The 20,032-nt window shown below is 48.2% G+C and carries 19 protein-coding genes; 17 read left to right on the top strand and 2 right to left on the bottom strand.

Annotation, left to right across the window (positions count from 1 at the left end; all coding sequences use genetic code 11):
• The first annotated feature begins 82 nt into the window (after window positions 1–82).
• From ctaD to ACTJKB_RS24655, 5 genes are all read left to right on the top strand, one after another.
• Window positions 83–1,921, top strand: coding sequence for a cytochrome c oxidase subunit I (gene ctaD / locus ACTJKB_RS24675; RefSeq protein ID WP_440837077.1), 1,839 nt, complete (start codon window positions 83–85; stop codon window positions 1,919–1,921).
• A gap of 6 nt (window positions 1,922–1,927) precedes the next feature.
• Complete coding sequence (locus ACTJKB_RS24670; protein ID WP_440836989.1) at window positions 1,928–2,554, top strand: cytochrome (ubi)quinol oxidase subunit III; 627 nt, start codon at window positions 1,928–1,930, stop codon at window positions 2,552–2,554.
• A gap of 2 nt (window positions 2,555–2,556) precedes the next feature.
• Window positions 2,557–2,883 carry a cytochrome C oxidase subunit IV family protein gene (locus tag ACTJKB_RS24665; RefSeq protein ID WP_440836988.1) on the top strand — a complete coding sequence of 109 codons (327 nt, stop codon included), beginning with the start codon at window positions 2,557–2,559 and terminating at the stop codon, window positions 2,881–2,883.
• A 732-nt stretch (window positions 2,884–3,615) separates the two neighbouring features.
• Complete coding sequence (ctaG, locus tag ACTJKB_RS24660) at window positions 3,616–4,542, top strand: cytochrome c oxidase assembly factor CtaG (RefSeq protein WP_440836987.1); 927 nt, start codon at window positions 3,616–3,618, stop codon at window positions 4,540–4,542.
• A 26-nt stretch (window positions 4,543–4,568) separates the two neighbouring features.
• Window positions 4,569–5,036: a DUF420 domain-containing protein gene (locus tag ACTJKB_RS24655; protein ID WP_440836986.1), complete on the top strand. Its 468-nt coding sequence runs from the start codon at window positions 4,569–4,571 to the stop codon at window positions 5,034–5,036.
• Between the two features lie 76 nt (window positions 5,037–5,112).
• On the opposite strand, the gene ACTJKB_RS24650 is transcribed toward ACTJKB_RS24655, so the two are convergent.
• On the bottom strand, window positions 5,113–5,895 hold the full coding sequence (locus ACTJKB_RS24650) for an MBL fold metallo-hydrolase (RefSeq protein ID WP_440836985.1): 783 nt from the start codon (window positions 5,893–5,895) through the stop codon (window positions 5,113–5,115).
• Window positions 5,896–6,291: 396 nt separating this feature from the next.
• On the opposite strand from ACTJKB_RS24650, the gene ACTJKB_RS24645 reads away from it, so the two are divergent.
• The 9 genes from ACTJKB_RS24645 (at window position 6,292) to ACTJKB_RS24605 (ending at window position 15,977) form a co-directional block, all read left to right on the top strand.
• Window positions 6,292–7,020, top strand: a complete 729-nt coding sequence (locus ACTJKB_RS24645; RefSeq protein ID WP_440836984.1) for a hypothetical protein — start codon at window positions 6,292–6,294, stop codon at window positions 7,018–7,020.
• A gap of 60 nt (window positions 7,021–7,080) precedes the next feature.
• The gene (locus ACTJKB_RS24640) at window positions 7,081–7,476 is read left to right on the top strand and encodes a GntR family transcriptional regulator (protein ID WP_440836983.1); all 396 of its coding nucleotides are present in this window, start codon (window positions 7,081–7,083) and stop codon (window positions 7,474–7,476) included.
• 16 nt (window positions 7,477–7,492) lie between these two features.
• Window positions 7,493–8,425, top strand: a complete 933-nt coding sequence (locus tag ACTJKB_RS24635; RefSeq protein WP_440836982.1) for an ABC transporter ATP-binding protein — start codon at window positions 7,493–7,495, stop codon at window positions 8,423–8,425.
• A 4-nt stretch (window positions 8,426–8,429) separates the two neighbouring features.
• Entirely contained in the window at window positions 8,430–9,332 is a 903-nt protein-coding gene (locus tag ACTJKB_RS24630) for an ABC transporter ATP-binding protein (RefSeq protein ID WP_440836981.1), read from the top strand.
• Window positions 9,325–10,629: an ABC transporter permease gene (locus tag ACTJKB_RS24625; RefSeq protein WP_440836980.1), complete on the top strand. Its 1,305-nt coding sequence runs from the start codon at window positions 9,325–9,327 to the stop codon at window positions 10,627–10,629. The genes ACTJKB_RS24630 and ACTJKB_RS24625 overlap by 8 nt, the downstream gene beginning before the upstream one ends.
• 249 nt (window positions 10,630–10,878) lie before the next feature.
• The gene (locus ACTJKB_RS24620; protein WP_440836978.1) at window positions 10,879–11,565 is read left to right on the top strand and encodes a response regulator transcription factor; all 687 of its coding nucleotides are present in this window, start codon (window positions 10,879–10,881) and stop codon (window positions 11,563–11,565) included.
• Window positions 11,566–11,568: 3 nt separating this feature from the next.
• The gene (locus tag ACTJKB_RS24615) at window positions 11,569–12,819 is read left to right on the top strand and encodes a sensor histidine kinase (protein ID WP_440836976.1); all 1,251 of its coding nucleotides are present in this window, start codon (window positions 11,569–11,571) and stop codon (window positions 12,817–12,819) included.
• A gap of 69 nt (window positions 12,820–12,888) precedes the next feature.
• Entirely contained in the window at window positions 12,889–13,572 is a 684-nt protein-coding gene (locus ACTJKB_RS24610; RefSeq protein ID WP_440837076.1) for an ABC transporter ATP-binding protein, read from the top strand.
• Window positions 13,569–15,977, top strand: a complete 2,409-nt coding sequence (locus ACTJKB_RS24605; protein ID WP_440836975.1) for an ABC transporter permease — start codon at window positions 13,569–13,571, stop codon at window positions 15,975–15,977. Before ACTJKB_RS24610 ends, ACTJKB_RS24605 begins: the two co-directional genes overlap by 4 nt.
• A 63-nt stretch (window positions 15,978–16,040) precedes the next feature.
• Here the strand turns inward: ACTJKB_RS24605 and ACTJKB_RS24600 are convergent, their stop codons facing one another.
• Complete coding sequence (locus ACTJKB_RS24600) at window positions 16,041–16,799, bottom strand: helix-turn-helix domain-containing protein (protein WP_440836974.1); 759 nt, start codon at window positions 16,797–16,799, stop codon at window positions 16,041–16,043.
• A gap of 154 nt (window positions 16,800–16,953) precedes the next feature.
• On the opposite strand from ACTJKB_RS24600, the gene ACTJKB_RS24595 reads away from it, so the two are divergent.
• From ACTJKB_RS24595 to ACTJKB_RS24585, 3 genes are all read left to right on the top strand, one after another.
• Window positions 16,954–18,120, top strand: a complete 1,167-nt coding sequence (locus ACTJKB_RS24595; RefSeq protein WP_440836973.1) for a glycoside hydrolase family 5 protein — start codon at window positions 16,954–16,956, stop codon at window positions 18,118–18,120.
• 22 nt (window positions 18,121–18,142) lie between these two features.
• Window positions 18,143–19,771 carry a glycoside hydrolase family 43 protein gene (locus ACTJKB_RS24590; RefSeq protein ID WP_440836972.1) on the top strand — a complete coding sequence of 543 codons (1,629 nt, stop codon included), beginning with the start codon at window positions 18,143–18,145 and terminating at the stop codon, window positions 19,769–19,771.
• Between the two features lie 72 nt (window positions 19,772–19,843).
• Window positions 19,844–20,029 (top strand): hypothetical protein, encoded by a 186-nt coding sequence (locus ACTJKB_RS24585; RefSeq protein WP_074109911.1) that lies wholly within the window; start codon window positions 19,844–19,846, stop codon window positions 20,027–20,029.
• Window positions 20,030–20,032: the final 3 nt, after the last annotated feature.

Below are 20,032 nucleotides of genomic sequence, written 5' to 3'. Positions count from 1 at the left end.
AACCTTGGCTCAAGCAGCGCAGTCCCTGAATCCATCACCACCTTTGAGGCATGGCCACAGCGTGAAGCGTCATACCGGACTGATGGACTGGATTACTACCGTCGATCATAAAAAGATAGCGATTCTATATCTGTGGGCTGGAGGTTTGTTTTTTGGCATCGGCGGGCTTGAGGCTATTCTGATCCGTATCCAGCTCATCAAGCCGATGAATACGTTTCTGGATGCCCAGACGTTCAACGAGCTGATCACGATGCATGGCACCACCATGATTTTCCTGGGCGTCATGCCGGTGATTTTTGCGCTGATGAATGCGGTGATTCCGCTGCAGATCGGTGCGCGTGATGTGGCCTTTCCTTTTCTGAATGCGCTGGGCTTCTGGACGTTCCTGTTCGGAGGCGTTCTGCTCAATCTTAGCTGGATCATGGGCGGTGCGCCCGATGCGGGCTGGACCTCGTACACGCCATTATCCACCATAGAATACAGCGGCACACATGGCGTGGATTTCTATACCATCGGGCTGCAGATCGCCGGCCTCGGGACGCTGATTGGGGGCATTAACTTTCTCGCTACCATCATTACGATGCGGGCTCCAGGCATGTCCTTTATGCGGATGCCGATGTTCGTCTGGGCTAGCTTCATTACTTCCGCCATTATCCTGTTCGCTTTTCCCGCTATTACAGTAGGGCTTGTATTACTTACGTTCGACCGGATTCTCGGAGCCAATTTCTTTGATACCTCCGCAGGAGGGAATTCGGTGCTCTGGCAGCATATCTTCTGGATCTTCGGTCATCCTGAAGTGTATATTCTGATTCTTCCGGCCTTCGGTATCATTTCGGAGGTCATCCCGACCTTTGCCCGAAAGCGGCTGTTCGGTTACAGCTCCATGGTTTTTGCCACGATTCTGATCGCCTTTCTGGGCTTCATGGTCTGGGCGCATCACATGTTCACGACAGGCCTTGGTCCGGTAGCGAACGCGCTGTTCTCGGTATCGACGATGCTGATTGCCGTACCGACCGGAATCAAAATCTTCAACTGGCTGTTTACGATGTGGGGCGGGCAGGTTCGTTTTACGAGTCCCAATCTGTTCGCAGTCGGTTTCATTCCCACCTTCACGATGGGCGGCGTAACTGGGGTCATGCTGGCCTCTGCGCCTGCGGATTTCCAGTTCCATGATACGTACTTTGTCGTTGCACATTTCCATTATGTCATTGTCGGCGGTCTGGTATCCGGACTGTTCGCAGGACTGCACTATTGGTGGCCGAAGATGTTCGGGCGGATGCTGAGTGAACGCTTAGGCAAATGGACTTTCTGGACCTTCATTATTGGATTCCATCTCACTTTCTTTGTGCAGCATTTCCTGGGACTTATGGGGATGCAGCGCCGTGTATTCACGTATTTGCCGAATCAGCAGTTTGACCTGCTGAATCTGGTGAGTACGATAGGCGCGGGACTGATGGGTGTGGGGATGCTTATTTTCCTCACGAATATCTTCCTCACTTCCAGAAAACCGGCAGATGCGGCAGACGATCCTTGGGGAGACGGACGCACGCTGGAGTGGACGATTTCTTCGCCGCCGCCGGAATACAATTTCAAACAGACGCCACTGGTGCGGGGCCTGGATGCTTTCTGGAAGGAAAAAACCTCTGGTCATACCGCTATGACACCTGCTGAGCCGGTCGGTCCGATCCATATGCCATCGGCGACGATCCTGCCGTTCCTGATGTCGGTCGGCATCTTTATTGCCGGACTTGGCTTCATGTTCAGCCGTGATGATTTCGGGAATGCGTTCATGAGCTTTATGTTCAATAACTATCTGGTTACGGCCATAGGGCTGCTGATCACCTTTGGATCGATGCTGGTACGGTCGCTCTATGATGATCACGGCTGGCATATCGAGCCTGAAGAGCTGGAAGGAAGGTGAGCGGACATGACAACAGCACATGCTGAGGCTGCGGCAGGCACTCTTCCGCACGAACCGGAAAAAGCAACCCTGGAAGGACGGAATAAGGTGCTGGCCTTCTGGCTGTTCCTGGGCGGAGAGTCGGTGCTGTTCGGCACATTGTTTGCCACATTCCTGGCTCTGCGCAATCAGACCAATGAGGGTCCGTCGGCGAATGAACTGTTCCACCTGCCGCTGGTGGCGGCTGCAACCTTCCTTCTGCTGGTGAGTAGTCTGACCAGTGTGTTTGCCATCCAGGCGATGCACCGCAATAAGCCGGCGCTGCTGCGCAATTGGCTGCTGATTACAGTCTTTCTGGGACTTTGCTTCCTAGGGCTGGAAATCTACGAATTCAGCGAATATATAAGACATGAAAAGTTCGGCATGACGACAAGCGCCTTCAGCTCCGCATTTTATACCCTGGTTGGCTTCCATGGTGCCCACGTGGCTTTTGGCATCCTCTGGATTTCCGTGTTGATCGGACAGCTGGCGCGCAAGGGGCTTACAGTCGTAACCGCACCCAAAATTTATGTGTCCGCCATGTACTGGCATTTCATTGATGTGGTGTGGGTCTTTATCTTTACCGTCGTATACCTGCTCGGAAAGGTGGGGTAACCATGGCGACAGAACAGCATACTCCTTCAGATGGTGCAGTGAAGCACCGTCACCGGCAGGAGGGGCCGCAGCGGCATATCGTGGTATTTGTCCTCTCTGTTGTCCTGACGCTGATCGCCTTTGCGGCTGTAGCCGCCGGAGGCATCAACGCCACATTTGCCGTGATCCTGCTGCTGGTGATGGCTGTGTTTCAGGTCATTCTGCAGATGGGCTTTTGGATGCATCTCAAGGATAAAGGGCATATGCTGCCGATTATATTCATGCTGGGCGGCTTTTTTATTGCTGGAACCTGCATCGTGATGGCGCTGTACTGGGTATGGTGGGATTAATGAGACAGGGCGGCGATGCCGCCTTTTTTGCTATAAGAAGAGCGGACGCTGCTGAATGAGCAAATAAGGTGGAGTATGAAGGCTCTGTGTGGAGGCTAGAGCGGTGCAGGTTACTACACTAACTAATTTGCTGGTGGTTAAAAGGGGTTAGCGGGAGCGAGAGGAAATAACATAATTATCGTTACTGGGGCTGGAATTGGGTGTTAGTTGGAAAAAGGAGACTTAATTCTCCCGTTTAGGGGTGAAACCGACTATTAGTGGGAAAAAGTAAACTTAATTTGGCTCAAAACTGCGAAGGAGTAGAGTTTTAACCGAATTAGTGGTACGCATTCCACTTAGTAGTGTTAACAATGGGTTTGCATTCAGATTAGTGGTACAAATTCCACTTTGCAATCGCAGACGTGTGGAAGGTAGCGTACCGCCTCAGGCCTCACCACGCCGGATAGTGTACCGCCTCAGGTTCCGCCCTCCCGGGTAGCGTACCGCCTCAGGCCTCACCACGCCGGATAGTGTACCGCCTCAGGTTCCGCCCTCCCGGGTAGTGTACCGCCTCAGGTTCCGCCCTCACGGGAGCGTACCGCCTCAGGTTCCGCCCTCCCGGGTAGCGTACCGCCTCAGGTTCCGCCATCCCGAAGCAGGCTCCGCGAGTCTCAGGCCTTTCATCCGGTCAGCGCTTCCACTGCGCTTCCAAGCTTTTCACCATCAAATATCCTGTGCGAGGAGGCTAGAAACATGCCGGGATTATCCTTTTTCAGCTTTGCCGAGCTGTGGAGTCCGCTGTTTCTTGCGGTCATGCTGCTTTTGTCAGCCGGCTACTTTGTAGGGATAGGTCCGCTTTCCGGGCGCTTTCCGGGTTCATCCACAGTTCCGATATGGCGGCGGTTCTCGTTCATCTTTGGTATGCTGGCGTTGTATCTGGCCCAGGGTGGACCGCTCAGCCTACTGGGGCATATTTTGTTCTCTTTTCACATGGTGAGCATGGCTTTCTCCTATCTGGTGGCGGTACCGCTGATCATGCTGGGCATTCCGGATTGGGCATGGCGGGCTGTGCTGAGGGCATTTCCTCTTCCGCTACGGCGTTTATCCTTTCTGGCTCAGCCCGTGGTGGCGGCGCTGCTATTCAACGGACTATTTTCACTCTATCATATCCCCGTGATCCATGATTATGTCATGCTGCATTTTGCTGTGCACCGGATTTACTATGGGGTGCTCTTCCTGACCTCCGCACTCATGTGGTGGAATCTGATCAATCCGCTGCCGGAGCTGCGGGGCTTAAGCGGATTGGGCCAGATCGGGTTTATCTTTCTGAACATGGTACTGCTGACTCCGGCTTGCGGACTGATCATTTTTGCGGGAGCGCCGCTATATGCCACTTATAGTGATCCGCAGACCTGGGCGCGGGCGATGGGGTACTGTGTGTCCGGAAGTCCTGCGGCGCTGCTGCAGGCTTTTGGCGGTCCGGCCTTCTTTGGCTGGCTGTCACCCAAGGTGGATCAGCAGGTAGGCGGGATCGCCATGAAGTTCATTCAGGAATTTATTTTTGCCTCGATGCTTGCTTATGTGTTCTATCATTGGTATAAAAAAGAGAACGGGCAAGACGCTGCGGAAGTCTCCGCGCCCTCTTCCGAGCTGGAGGAGCGTGTTTTGACCCGGGTATAGCAGGTAGAGCACCGAGGAGGATAATCATGGATATTTTTACAGTGTTTCCGACGATCAGCACATCTTTCATCGTGATCAGTGCGGTACTGGTGGCTATTGGCTGGAGACAAATTATTAAAGGCAAACGCGAAGCGCACAAGAAGACGATGATTGCCGCCGCTGTCGCTGCTGTACTGTTTTTCATCGTATATATGTCAAGAACGGTGTTTGTAGGCAATACTTCGTGGGGCGGTCCGGATAGTCTGTCGCTGTTGTACCACATTTTTCTGATTTTTCATATTGTACTGGCAACGGTGGCAGCCGTATTTGGGATTACCACGCTTACACTCGGCTTCAAGGCTCAGTATGCCAAGCACCGGAAATGGGGCAGAGTGACCGCGGTGATCTGGTTCATAACAGCCATTACAGGAGTAGCGGTATATGTGCTGCTGTACATATTTTATCCTGGCGGACATACGAAGCCTGTATGGGATGCCATTTGGGGGTTTAATTGAAGTAAGAATCGGCCTGTACTGCTGCATCCTTCCTAGGAATGCAGGGTACAGGCCTTTTTGCTTAGGCCGGGAAGGATTAGAACTGTATGCTGAAGCCATTAAATGTATGAATACCTGTGCCAAATTTGATCAGATCGTTCTCCCGCAACATTTGAACTGCATGCTGTACCTCGCCCAGAATCTCCGGCTCTAGTCCTAGTAGGTTATGCGAACCAAATATCTTCCGTACTCCCCCAATTCCCGCAATTCTCTCCAGGGATTGTACCAAATCCACAGGGCTAGTGGAAGGATAAAAGGCATAGATCGGAGTCCCGTTGTATAGCAGGTCACCTGTGAACAAATAGCCGTTCATCTGATCATAAAAGGCAAGATGTCCCGGAGAATGGCCTGGAGTATGATATACAGTTAATGTTCTGCCGCCAAGTTCGACGGAATCTCCGTCCTTCAATAACCCCGCTGGCTTACCCTGAAAGGGAGAATAGCTTCGCGGATCAAAGCCCTCCGGCACCGGCTTGCTGATATCTCTGCCGATATCCCTGCGGATCTGCTCAAGCGATAAGCCCTTGATGCCATGGACAAGCCAGTCCTGATCTCCCTCATGCACAAAAATCCGTTCGAATTCCCCGTGGCTTCCGATATGGTCTGTATGCACATGCGTAGTCAGCACATCTATAGGCAGATCCGTCAGCCGGTCTGTGATGCTTCTTATATTGCCGATTCCCAGCCCGGTGTCAATCAGAGCCGCCCGGTCCCGTCCCAGGAGGAGAAAGGAATGAACCTTCTCCCAGTGTCCATATTCGCTGATGGCGAAGGTGGTTTCATCGATGGATTGAACGGTAAACCATTGATCCTCAATCATAAGAATAACCTCCATATAAGATGAACTTGAGAATGGATAACGACCATTGTGGAACCACCTTGAATAACAAGGCATTACGCAATGATGAGCCTAACATTCTCAAGTTCACGTTCTATAGTGCATGTATGTCATAACTTCCAGATGCAGTAAAGCAGTTGTAATTATTAGCGTAGCATAAGTGCAGGGGTTGCCAAAGTCCAGTTTACTGCCTTTATGAACGGGAGGTGGCAAACCTTGTTCAAATTCGGGAAGGAGACAGTTATAACTTTGGGTTGACACTGGAAAATGAAGGGCATATACTGTGTATATAGATATACACAGTAAGCACACAGTAAGCACACTCAGATGCTAATTGATGCACACCATGCTACTGACCATAAAGTGAGGTTAAAGTTGATGACAACGATAAGAGATGCCTTGATTATTGTCCGGGGGGACTTTCGGGCCGACAAACTGAAGCTGTTGTGGGCACTGGTCTTCGCCATTGTTTTTATGGGCTATATTTCCATATTTAGCGGAATGATTCTGGATGATGTACTGGAGTCGGGAGACGGTAAGGTGCTGGCAGATATCCTGCTGCTGACAATGACGCCAATGCTTGGCATCACTTTCTCCAGGCGTACAATGAAGTATTTAAGTGAGGACTCGTATACCCGGATGCTCGCTTATATGCGCAGTCTCCCGGTTCCGGCGGCTGTGATTCTGTGTAAGAGAAAGCTGCATACCTTCTTCTCCCTTTCTCTGAACGGGGTGCTCCTCTTCGGGCTTATTTATGCTATGAGCGGACAGATTCGAAGCGAGCTTACTATTCCCGCTTATCTCTCCTTTGCATTAATTTGGACGGGGTTCGCACTTGTGATGTCGGGGCTGTACATTTTTATTGAATTGCTGGTTAGCGGTAAAACCTATTTCTGTCTTCTCATGCTCATTGTGTTGCTGTGCATGGGTGCGGCTCTGCTGGTCTGGGAGTTCGGAGGGAATCTGTTCCTTTACAGCTTACAAAATGCGAAGGAATGGGGTTTCGCCTCCCCGCTGATGTGGTCAACGCTGCTGCTGGGAACCGTATCCGTGCAGTTGTTTTCCAAATGGACCATCTATCGGCTGAAGAGCCGTGATCTTGTATGAGGGGGCTGAAGGACAAGGAGGATCTCCGGGTGGCCGGAGCGTGGAAAGCGGGTGTGAATCATGTGGATACCGATACAAATTAACGAGAATAGCGCTGAGCCGCTGTACCACCAGATTGAAACCCAGCTCAAATCGCTGATTATCAGCGGAACCATCATCGAGGGAACACTTCTGCCGTCGATCCGGGAATTTGCCGGTGACCTGAAATGCAGCGTGATCACGGTGCGCCGTGTCTATCAGGATCTGGAGGCCGAGGGTCTGCTGCGTACCAGACAGGGTACAGGTACCTTTGTCTCCCATGTGGGTGAAGGGGCGATGGAGGGATATAAGAAGGAGGCTATCCGCAAGGCGCTGGAAAGTGCAGTGGATGTCGGCTTGTCAGTACAATGCTCTGAAGCGGAGCTGATCGAACTGTTTCGGGAAATTGTGAAGCACAAATATGGATCACAGGAATGAAAGGTGGAGTCGTTCAATGGTACAGCAGGCCATAGAACTGCGTAATGTGAGCAAGAAACGACGGCGGGGCAAGACGATAGGGCCGCTTAATCTGAATCTCCCGCAAGGCTATATTACCGCACTAGTGGGCCAGAATGGGTCCGGCAAAAGCACACTGCTGCACATGCTTCTGCAGCTGACATTCCCCGATGAGGGAGAGATCCGCTGGTTAGGGCAGCCTTATCCGGACGGGTTGCCGCTGTCGCTTCGCCAGTGCATAGCCTACGTGCCGGAAACCTCAGAAGTGGAAGAAAAGTTCTGGAGTGCCGGAGAGGCTGCCGAATTCCGCCGCCACTGGTATCCGGATTGGGACCAGGGATATTTCGAGGAACTGCTGGTGAAATTTGAAGTGCCGCAGGGTGCGAAGCTGGGTAAGATGTCCAAGGGAGAGCGCCGTAAGTTCGAGATTGCTGCAGCCCTGGCATCCCGCCCGCAGCTGCTCCTGCTGGATGAGCCCTCCTCGGGACTGGACCCTTTTGCCTGGAAGGCCATGATTGAGACGCTGCGCAAATATATGGATGATACCGGTGCTACCGTGGTGATTTCCACCCATATTATTGAAGAAGTGCGGCGGCTCGCAGATTATATTGTGCTGATGCATCAAGGCAATCTGCTTGGAATGGCCGAAAAGGACAGCCTATTCGGTTCCTGGAGTGAGCTTTGGGTTCAGGTGGAGAACGAAGAGGAACTGGGGGAGCTTGCGGAGGAGCTGCCGGGAGCATTGCATTTTGGTATGCAGACACCGGGTGTGGCTTCACTCGTTACCCCACAAGCCCAGAAGAATGAGAAACGTATCCAGGATTTAGGCGTAAAGGTTATCAAGAGCCGGATGCTCGAGCTGGATGAGATCCTAAGCTTATGGACACAGGGGCATCGCCCGATTCTGATTGACCAGGAGAGAGGAGATTAGAAGAATGGAAGCTTTGAAGCTGGAACAGGTAGTGAAGCAGTATGGAGAGAAGACCGCAGTAAACGGAATCAGCCTGAAGGTGGAGCAAGGTGAGATCTATGGACTGCTCGGAGCCAACGGCGCCGGAAAAACAACGACGATGCGCATGGTGCTTGGACTAATCTATCCCGATGAAGGCAAGATCCTGTATAACGGCAAGACGTTCAATGATGAGCTGCAGCATCTGATGGGATATCTCCCGGAGGAACGCGGGTTGTACCCGAAGGTCAAGGTTAGTGATCAGATTATCTATCTGGCCCGGCTGCGCGGTATGTCAGCAAGTGATGCGGACAAGAGCCTCCGCTTCTGGCTGGACCGCTTCGACGTTCCGGATTATTACAATAAGAAGATTGAAGAGCTGTCCAAAGGCAATCAGCAAAAAATGGGCTTTATCGCCGCAGTTGTCCACAAACCGCAAATTCTGGTCCTGGACGAGGCTTTCAGCGGCCTGGATCCTGTCAACGTGGAACTGCTTAAGGATACCGTAAGGGAGTTGCGTGACCAGGGTACGAGCATTCTGTTCTCCACCCACCGGATGGAGCATGTGGAGGAGCTGTGCCGTAATATCACAATTCTCGACCGTTCCAATACAGTAGTGCAAGGTGACATTCGTGAGATCAAGAAGGGTTACCCGCGCGAAGAAGTTGTGCTGAGGACGGTGGGAGAAGTAAGCGGACTGGATCAGATTCCTGGGGTTAGCGCGGTGCAGAAGCAGGAGCGGGGTTATGTGCTCTCCATCAGCGAGATCGGTGCAGCACAGCGTATTCTCCAGCATGCGATGGCGGCAAGTGAAATTGAGCATTTTGAAATCAAGGAACCAACCTTGAACCAAATCTTTATCAGAGCGGTGGGTGAATCTCATGAATAAGATGGGGACAATTATCAGCTTTACCTTCAAAAATAAAGTGAGAACCAAATCCTTCATGATTACAACATTGATTCTGGTGCTGCTGCTCAGCATCGGTATGAACGTGCCATACTTCATTAAGGTGTTCCAAGGTGACGATGGGGCGAAGAACACACAGATCGGTGTTGTGGCTGAACAGGGGAACCGTGCCGCAGAACTCTTGCTGGCGTATGCACCGCCTGCAGCTCCGAAAGCTGATGCAGATGAAGATACGGACACCGTGGCTTTCAAGGCCTTTACCTCGGCGGATGATGCTGCCCTGAAGCAGGGATTGGATGACGATAAAATCGAAGGCTACCTTACCTTTGATGCCAAAGGCTCCGAAGGCGTCCCTCCAGTAACCTACCACAGCAAGGATGGAGAGCTGGATGGAGATTTGCAGACTTACCTTCAGACTGCACTGCAACAGATCAATACTCAGCTGATCGCCGGTGATAAGCTGACTGGGGAGCAGGTAGCGGCGATGTTCGCGCCGGTGTCTATCGGTACCCAGCAGCTCAGTACGGATGGAACGGACGGCGGAGCAGCGGATAAATCGAAGCCTGCTATCAATTATGTTATCGTCTATGTGCTTCTGATCCTCTTCTTCATGTCGATTACCATGACCGGGAATATGATTTCGGCAGAAGTTACCTCAGAGAAAAGCTCCCGCATCATGGAGATTCTGATTACCAGCGCTTCGCCGTTAACGCAAATGTTCGGCAAGGTGATCGGGATCTTCCTGGTGGGCCTGATGCAGATTGCCGTTATCTCAGCAAGTATCGCCATCAATCTGATGCTTCCGCATAACGCCAGTATATTGTCTGATTTTGACCTGGATCTTGGACAATTGAATTATGGCATTCTGGTATACGGACTTATCCTTTATGTGCTGGGCTTCTTCCTGTATGCTCTGATGTATGCTGCTGTAGGCTCCATTGTGAGCCGCACGGAGGATCTGGGCCAGGCCGTGATGCCGGTAATGATGTGTACCTTTGTGGCCTTTTACATTCCGTTGTTCAGCATCTCAGCTCCTAATACTATGCTTATCAAGGTGGCAAGCTTTGTGCCCATCACTTCACCGCTCAGCATGCTGCTGCGCATCGGTATAGGGGACGTGGCCTTCTGGGAGATTGCCATATCACTCATCATCTTGCTCGTGACCACATTTGGACTGGGCTGGCTCGCCGCCAAGATCTACCGCACCGGTGTGCTGATGTACGGCAAACGCCCAAGCATCAAAGAGATCAGAAAAGCGATGAAGGCTTACAAGATTTAAGTGAAAAAATAATATAAATGTGGGTAATACGTGATGTTGTCACGCGCAGGACATACTAATGCCATATATAATCTGAAGGTTTGTCATAGAAATTACAACGATAATTCAGAGAAACGTTGATAAAATCAAGGTGTTTGGGTGTTTATTCTCGATTATATAGTGGTTGCCCACACAAAAAGAGTGACGGTAAGGCCTATTCCTAAATCAGGAGTAAGCCTTACCTTTTTTTCAAGAAAGGGAGGGCTGCAGATGAACAACATTTTATTAGTTGAGGATGATTTAAGCCTGATTGACGGTCTGGAATTTTCGTTGAAAAAGAACGGATTTCATGTTGATATTGCAAGAACAGTGCGGGAGGCATGCATGATCATTGAGAAGCAAAGCCATGATTTGCTGATTCTTGATTTGACCCTGCCCGATGGCAGCGGGTACGAAATATGTAAAAGGGTCCGGCAATCATCATCAGTGCCGATTATCTTCCTGACCGCTTCGGATGAAGAAGTGAATATCGTCAAGGGGCTGGATATGGGGGCAGATGATTATATCACCAAGCCTTTTAAACTCAATGAACTGTTTGCAAGGATCAATGCACTTCTACGCCGGGCAAAATTATCTGATTCAATGCAGGTAGAGCTTGCTTCTAATGGCATTACCGTCCGGCTGGCAGAAAACCGGGTTTTCAAGGATGATATTGAAGTTGAACTTACAACAGCGGAATACAGATTGTTATGCCTTATGATGCAAAATCCAAATGCAGTCTTGACAAGAGAGGTTATTTTGGACAGGCTTTGGGACACAGACAGCAGTTTTGTAGATGATAACACCCTATCGGTCTATGTTCGAAGACTACGCAGCAAAATTGAAAATAATCCCGAAAGTCCAATATTTCTGCTGACAGTACGGCGGCTAGGCTACAAATGGCATGTTGCAAAGTGAGGGATGGATATGAAGATTCTTGCAGATAGAGCTACAAAAAGCCTGTTTTTTACGTACATAGTAATTCTGCTGCTATTTATGGGTTTCGGATTATTCTTTATGCAAATCATCTCAGATCATTACAAGCAAAATATGATTGAGCATGATTACAGTGTCGCGGGTTACTTACTGGAGAATGGATCAGAACGGGCACAGATTGCAAAAGCTTTTACAGACAACAGGACAGGCAGCCAAACGCAATCAGGACATGCCTTGCTTCAAGCAGCAGGATATACCGCAGATACGCAAACACACCTGATTTCGGAGATACGGGATTTTCATAACAAACACTTAACGCTATTTCTTATTTTCTCTGTATTTTTTGCGTTGGTCATACTGGCTGCTCCGCTGTTGTTCTTACGGCGGCTGAATCAAAAAATAGAAAAAGCAAACGATGATATTCGCACCTTTATGGATGGAAATATTCGCATACGTTTAGATGACCGGGAGGAAGGAAGCCTTGCGCAACTGTTTACATCGGTAAATGGAATGGCCACCTCCCTCACCACTCATATTGGTAATGAAAAGCAGGGACGGGAGTTTCTAAAGAATACGATCTCCGATATATCCCATCAATTAAAGACACCACTTGCTGCCCTGAAAATGTATAACGAGATTATTCAGAATGAGCAAGCCGGGAATGAAGTTGTGGATGAATTTGCATCCAAAAGTGAGCGCGAATTAAGCCGGATGGAAATGCTGATTCAGAATCTGCTCAAGCTGGCAAGATTGGATACAGGCTCAATTGTGTTAGAGAAATGCAATAACAATCTCCTGGAATTTTTGGAGGATGCGATAAAAGGCTTTCGCACCCGTGCGGAACTGGAAGACAAGACCATTCGGCTGGATTGTGATGAGAACATTGTGATGAACTATGATCAAGAATGGTTACTGGAAGCGGTCAGCAACATCCTCAAAAATGCACTGGAACACACAGATGCAGGAAGCAAAATCGTCGTCCGCTGCGAAGAAACACCTATTTTAACCGAAATAACGATTAGGGACGATGGAAAAGGGATTCATCCTGAAGATATTCACTCTATCTTTAAGCGTTTTTACAGAAGCCGCTTCTCCAAAGACAAGCATGGAATTGGTATTGGACTTACCCTTGCAAAAGCAATTATTGAAAACCATGGGGGTTCCATTACCGTCGAAAGTGAATTAGGGAAAGGTACCGTCTTTCATCTTGCGTTTCCAAAGCTTTCAAATCTGTAAGGTCTAATTCACCTGAGTGTAAGGTCAGGCTGTTAGCATCTCATTATAATGAAAGGTGAGGTGTTTATATTGGAGCTGCTATCAACCCGAAATTTATGCAAAACCTATGGAACTGGCGAAGCAAAGGTGGACGCTGTAAAAAACGTGTCGTTTTCCGTGGAAAAGGGAGAATTCGTCGCCATTGTCGGACCGTCCGGTTCGGGCAAGAGTACCCTGTTAAATCTACTCGGTGCGCTAGACGCACCTACTTCCGGCAAGGTGCTGTTAGACGGTAAAGATGTTTTTACCATGAAAGAAAAGGAGCTGTCTGTGTTTCGCAGACGAAACATCGGGTTTATCTTTCAGGCATACAATTTGGTCCCGGAACTGAATGTGGAGGAGAACATCATCCTGCCTCTGCTTTTGGATTACCGGAAACCGGACAGAAAGTACATAGATGAACTACTTGAAATTCTAGGGCTTACCCAGCGAAAACATCACCTTCCCAACCAGCTTTCCGGTGGACAACAGCAACGTGTAGCCATTGGACGTGCGCTTGCGACAAAGCCCGCCATGATTCTTGCAGACGAACCGACCGGGAATCTGGATAGCAAAAACAGCCGGGATGTCATCAATTTGTTGAAGCTGTCTGTTGAAAGGTACCATCAGACGCTTGTGATGATTACCCATAACCCGAGCTTTGCAAGCTTTGCGGACCGCATTCTGAATGTGGAGGACGGCATTGTAACAGAGCTTGGAGGTGAACACCGTTGACAAGCTACCTTTCTCTCGTTGCGAAATACTTATCGGCACATAAAAAGAAAACCCGATTGGTTGTTATCAGTGTCTCTATATCGGTAGCACTAATTACTGGAATCTTCTCTATGCTTGATGTGTTTCTGCAATATGAAAAGATGCAGGTGATTCACGATCATGGCAATTACCATATTGGACTCATGGGTGTCACGGATGAACAAGAGGAAACCATTCGCGGACGGATTGATGTTAAACATTCCGGCGTATGGACATTTTTTAAAGATGGAAGCCTGAACGGGAAAGTATGCAGGATAGACGCAATCGAGAAGAGCATCGCTCCCAATTTGAATATAAGCCTTGTGGAAGGTAAATTTCCGGCTGCCGAGAATGAAATGATGCTGGAAGAATGGGCGGCGGAAAACCTAGGGCTCAATTTAGGCGATAGGGTACAAGTTGCCTTTGGGGACAAAACGGATAAGTCATTTTTGCTCAGTGGTATTATCAAGGATTACCCCAATACAAAAGCGAAAAATAAGCCGGTAGCTCTTATATCCATTTCTGGTGCCAAAGCGGTCAATACAGAAAAAGAGGACAGATTCTATATTGAATTTAAAAACGGGGTAAATGTCAACGAAGCGCAAAAGGCCATACAGAGCACCCTGGGCCTAGCGGATAACCAGATTGTCCGCAATGAATATCTGCTTGCGGCCATGGGACAAAGTAGCACTGATAAGGCTTCGGGATTGTATATAACCGGGGGTATTTTGTTCTGCATCGTTCTGATTGCTGGCGTTATGATGATTTATAATACCTTCAATATTTCCGTTATGGAGAGAATTCAGCAATTCGGACTTTTGCGGTGCATCGGTGCATCACAGTCTCAAATCAAAAAACTGGTAAGGCGTGAAGGTCTGCAAATTACACTGCGGGCGCTTCCTATTGGCCTAGGTGCCGGAGTATTGATCACATTTTTGTGTACTGCCCTTCTTAAATTTTACAATAAAAGTCTTTTTGGAGAAATACCTCTTTTCCAGTTCAGCCCTGGAGGAGTGGCGGCCGGAATATTTGTAGGATTCCTAACCGTGTATATTGCTTCCCTGATGCCGGCCAAAAAAGCAGCAAAGGTATCCCCTGTCCTTGCAGTAACGGGAAGTAACGACCTAAAGGTTTCCAAGAAGAAAAAGCAGGGGCTCCTAACAAAACTGTTTCATGTGGAAACTGCAATGGGCATCAACAATGCAGTGGTTAAGAAGAAAACCTTGTTTCTGATGTCCTGTTCCATTGCTATCAGCATCGTGATGTTTTTGGGTTTTCAGGTTTTTATTGATTTTCTGAACACCTCCATGAAAACATCCAAGCCTTACACAGCGGACGTTACGCTTACCTCAGAACAAGGTATGGACAGCAGCCTTTTCAACGCTTTGCGCAAAGTGGATGGGACAAAGGCGGTCTACGGAAGGATGTTCAGTTATGTGAACGCCACCTTCGATGCTTCCAGACTGACGGACAGCTACAAGGAAAGTATGGGTGGCATCCCGACAAAGGACAATGGGCAGTTTGACGCGCCAGAGAAATCATGGCTGATTTCATATGACCACAACCAGCTCCATTGGGCCAATACGGACTTGCTCAAGGGTGAGCTGTCAGAAGAAAAGTTAAATGAGCACAACGGCGTTATTGCTGTGGCAAGAAATCTAAGGAACAATATAGCGACGGAAACGACCTCGTTTCAGCTTGGAGATAAGGTTACTATTGAAACTCCAAACGGAACGAAAGAAATGACCGTTATGGGAATTCTGCGCACCGTCCCCTTCAATGATTCTGTTTTATCCATGACAAACTTTATCACAACGGAACAGCTGTTTAAGGATCTTACCGGCGAAGAATCTTACAAAGCGATTGACATCCAGCTTCGAAAGTCCGGGCAGGAGGAAGCGTTTAATGAGATAAAAAGCCTGGTCAGCAGCTCCATTACCGTGTATGATGCGCGCCAGCAAAATGCGGAGGTGAACCAGACCTTCTTTACGATGGCGGTCTTTCTATATGGTTTTGTGCTGGTCATAGCCTTGATCAGCATGCTGAATATCATTAATACTATGAACACAAGCGTAGCGTCCAAAACCAGATACTTAGGGGTTATGCGGGCTATCGGAATGTCAGGCGGGCAGCTTGGCAGAATGGTGCTCATGGAAGCCGCTACTTACAGTATGACCGGATGTCTGATTGGCTGTATTGCCGGTATTGCGTTGCAAAAGGCACTCATTGCATTTTCACTTTCATCGTATGATATCCTGTGGAAGTTTCCGGGTACGCAAATCGGTCTGATATTCCTTGTGATCTTGCTGATAACTGCAATCTCCGTGATCAAATCGCTCAAGCGCATTAAATCCCAAAGTGTCTCTGAGATTATTAGTTCGTTATAGTCCCAACAACTTAACGAGAAGGGCTTCTCTACCTGTATAGGAAGAGGGGCCCTCTCTGCTTGTTCAATCCTTAACACCATAAGCTTCGCGATATTGTTTAGGTGTGAGCTGCGTTACGTTTTTAAAATTTTTACCAAAATGGCTTTGGGAACAAAAACCCAGATTGGTTGCAATCTCACTGTAGGAGTGCTTCGAATAAATCAGAAGATTTCGCGCCAAATTCACTTTTTCCTGAATAATGAAGTCTCTGATGGTTATTCCTTCACTTTGACTAAATAGTTCTGCCAAATAATTGGCATTCGTCTTCAATTCCCGTGCGATCTCTGTGATATGAATTTTTTCATGAAGATGCTTGAAAATATAATTTTTACATTCTTCGATCCGAGGGTTATTGCTCTTCTTTTTGAACTTACCCTTCCTTTGTTCTTTCAGGTCATGAACCATCCGGGTATACTCATACTCTGCTTTGCGGCACAAACGAAGTATGGTTTGAGGGTCTGATAATTCTTCAATTTTATAGATATAGCTGTCACTAAGAGAGTAAGCAATCTCAGGAGAGAGGCCACCTTCAATAGCGGCACGACTTGCGAGTGTGATGACAACAATAGTTATATTTTTTGTGGATCGAAGCTTATCCTTGGCAAGAACACCATAATGGCCCTTGAAACTCTCGGTCAGACTTTTTTCCAATTGTTCTAGATCACCATTACGGATGCTGCTGAGTTCCCGCACTTCCTGATCGTATGGATTATGCATCTTCCCGGCTTCCTGATTCTGAAACAGAATATCAGAGAAGTGTCTTTCTACACCATTTGTATTCATACGAAACAGCTCCTCCTCCCGCTCAAGAGTAGTGTATCAAAAATAATATCTGAGATATATGATAAAAAACCGGAATATGTGATATAAGATGTGTGCGCTTCCAAATAAAATAACCTCATAATACGAAATTAGCAAAGCAGAGGGGAGACCACCTATGTATATCAATGGTGTTAATCTTGGGAATTGGTTAGTACTGGAAAAATGGATGAGTCCTGGGCTTTTTGAAGGGACTACAGCGGAGGATGAGTATTACCTGCCGACTCAACTGTCTAAAGAAGTATATGAGGCCAGAATTAAAATACATCGTCACGAATATATCACGGAGCGGGATTTTGCAACCATCCGTTCTTTTGGAATGAATGCGGTACGTATACCCATCCCCTATTTTATTATGGGAGATTGTCCTCCTTTCATTGGTTGTGTGGAAGAGCTTGATAAAGCCTTTGGATGGGCAGAAAAATATGAGCTAAAGGTATTAATTGATCTTCATACGGTTCCGGGAAGCCAGAATGGCTTTGACAATGGAGGAATCTCCGGGGTATGCAAATGGGCGCAGCAGCCTGAGAGCGTAGAATTCACACTGCAGTTATTAGAAAAGCTATCTGAGCGATATGGAACACATTCCAGTCTTTGGGGAATAGAGATTGTGAATGAGCCTATTACAGAGAAAACCTGGAAGGCAATGGATGTTCAAAAACGTTATAAACCGGTAGATGCAGAAATGGCCGCTGGCAGTGCGCCAGTCTCACTGGATTTTCTGCGCGGATTTTATGTGGAGGCTTATCGGAGAATGCGCCGTTATCTTCCAGAAGACAAGGTTATCGTTATTCATGATGGCTTTGAGCTTAAAGTGTGGAAGGACTTCATGAGAGAGACCGAATTTAAAAACGTAGTGCTCGATACGCATCAATATCTGATGATGGCAGAGGTGTACGGCTGTGAACAATCGCCAGAGGGCTATGTCAAATATGTTCAGGAGTACTTGTTCAAGGATATCGAGGAAATGGCGGAATACTTCCCGATGATTTGCGGGGAATGGAGTTTGTTCAATTCGTATGGGGTCGGAGTCGATACAGCAGGGGGATTGTCGCCTGTGAATGGAGTCAAATCGGGCGAGGACCGTTTAAGTGCCGCGAGCCGAAAAGAACTGTACAGCCAGGTTGCCAAAGTGCAATTGGAAGCGTGGAAAAAAGGCATCGGTCATTTTTACTGGAACTATAAATTGCTGCTGGATACGGTCAATGAGCCGGGGTGGATCGGTTGGGATAGCTGGGATTTGGGGAAATGTGTAAGTCTCGGCTGGTTTCCAGTGGAGTCCTGAGTGTACGATTGGAGGTAACAAAATGATAAGAAACCCAATACTTCCCGGATTTAATCCAGACCCTTGTATTTGTAGAAAAGAGGACGATTATTACCTTGCCGTATCATCCTTTGAATGGTTTCCAGGGATTCCGGTGTATCATTCAAAGGATCTGAAGAACTGGGAGCTATACGCTCATGTGCTTACTGACGACAATAAGGTTGATCTGAAAAAACTGCCGTCCGCCAAAGGGATATGGGCTCCTTCCCTAACTTACTGTGCAGAAGAGGATTTGTTTTATGTCGTATTTGGGGTGATGAACTCCATGAATGCCCGTTATTTTGATGTGGATAATTTCCTTATCACGGCGAAAGACATCAAGGGACCGTGGAGTGAGCCGGTTTATTTGCATTCGGCCGGTTTTGATGCGTCGATCCTGCACGACAGTGACGGACGAAAATGGATTGTATCCTTGGACTGGGAGACCCGAGAAGGATATGAAAAGCCGGGAGCAATCTGTCTGGTAGAGTACTCACCGGAGAAGAAAGAAGTAGTTGGTTATCCTAAGAGAATCTGGACAGGTGGCACTGACAGAGGGTGCATCGAGGCGCCGCATCTTACCAAGCGTGGAGATTATTATTATATGATGTGTGCCGAAGGCGGTACCGGTTATGGACATAGCGTAACTATGGGGCGGGCCAGCAGTGTGTGTGGGCCTTATGAGAAGGACCCGATGAATCCGATCGTGACCTCCATACCGGGTGAGTTCTACGAGAGGCATGACCCGGATCATTTGAAGCCTAAATATTTCAATCCGGATTCGGTGCTGCAAAAATCAGGACATGGAAGCTATGTGGAAACTCAGCTCGGTGAAGTGTATCTGGTACATCTTTGTGCAAGACCGTTCGTGCCGGAGCTGCGCTGTACGCTGGGACGTGAGACAGCCATACAGAAAATGAAGTGGACCGCAGACGGTTGGCTGAGGATGGAGGACGGAACGAATCTGGCTAAGGAATTTGTTCCTGAGAGCAAATTGCCAGAACATCCGGTGAATGAAATTCCGGCCTTCGATGATTTTGAAGCTGGAGAATTAGGCATACAATATTATGCGCCGAGAATAATGCCAGAAAGCTTTGCAGATGTAAAATCACGTCCGGGCTATGTAAGAATTCGCGGGCAGGAATCCAGAACATCACTTAACAAGGCAAGCATATTAGCCAGAAAACTGACATCCATATATACAACGGTGACAACCAAAATGGAATTTCTGCCGGAAGTGCATCAGCATAGTGCAGGATTGATTTTGTATTATGATAATATGAACTACATCAATTTAAGAAAATACTATAGTGAAACGTTGGGCCAAAGTGCATTATCCATTATTCATTTGGAGAATGGGGACAAGGCCGAATTAGTGGATACCAGAATTCCCGTAAATGACGTTCCGCTTTACTTGCGCCTAAATATCAGAGGACGCAAAAGCTGGTTTGAATGGAGTGTTGACGGCAAAGTATATGAAAGAATAGGACAGGACTTTGATACTACCAAGTTCTCGGATGAATATAGCAAGTATGGTGAGTTTACAGGTTCTTTTGTTGGCTTGACCTGTGCGGATCGTGTGAAGCATCAGCATTATGCTGATTTTGATTTTTTTGAATATATTGCAAATTAAGAACTTCATCATTGCCGTTCTGGCGAAACCACGCCTTATGGTGTACCTTATAAGTAAGGAGTGGTACTATTCATGAAGAAAAAACGAACGCCTTTGCTGGTAGCGGCTTCGATCCTGCTGATTATCATCAGCAGCCTGATCCGGCCGGAAGGCTCAACCTGGCTCGGAGCGTTGCAGACATTAATGCTGGGTATCGGATTATTAGGCTGCTGCATGGCTTTCTTGAGGTTCGCCAAGGGAGGCAAAGGCAAGCGCTAGGCA

Origin of the sequence: Paenibacillus sp. 22594 (assembly GCF_052044425.1) — a bacterium.
In the GTDB taxonomy this organism is placed as follows: Bacteria; Bacillota; Bacilli; order Paenibacillales; family Paenibacillaceae; genus Paenibacillus_AQ.
The sequence above is the reverse complement of the archived record's forward strand: the minus strand, read 5'-3'. Positions and strand labels throughout refer to the sequence as shown.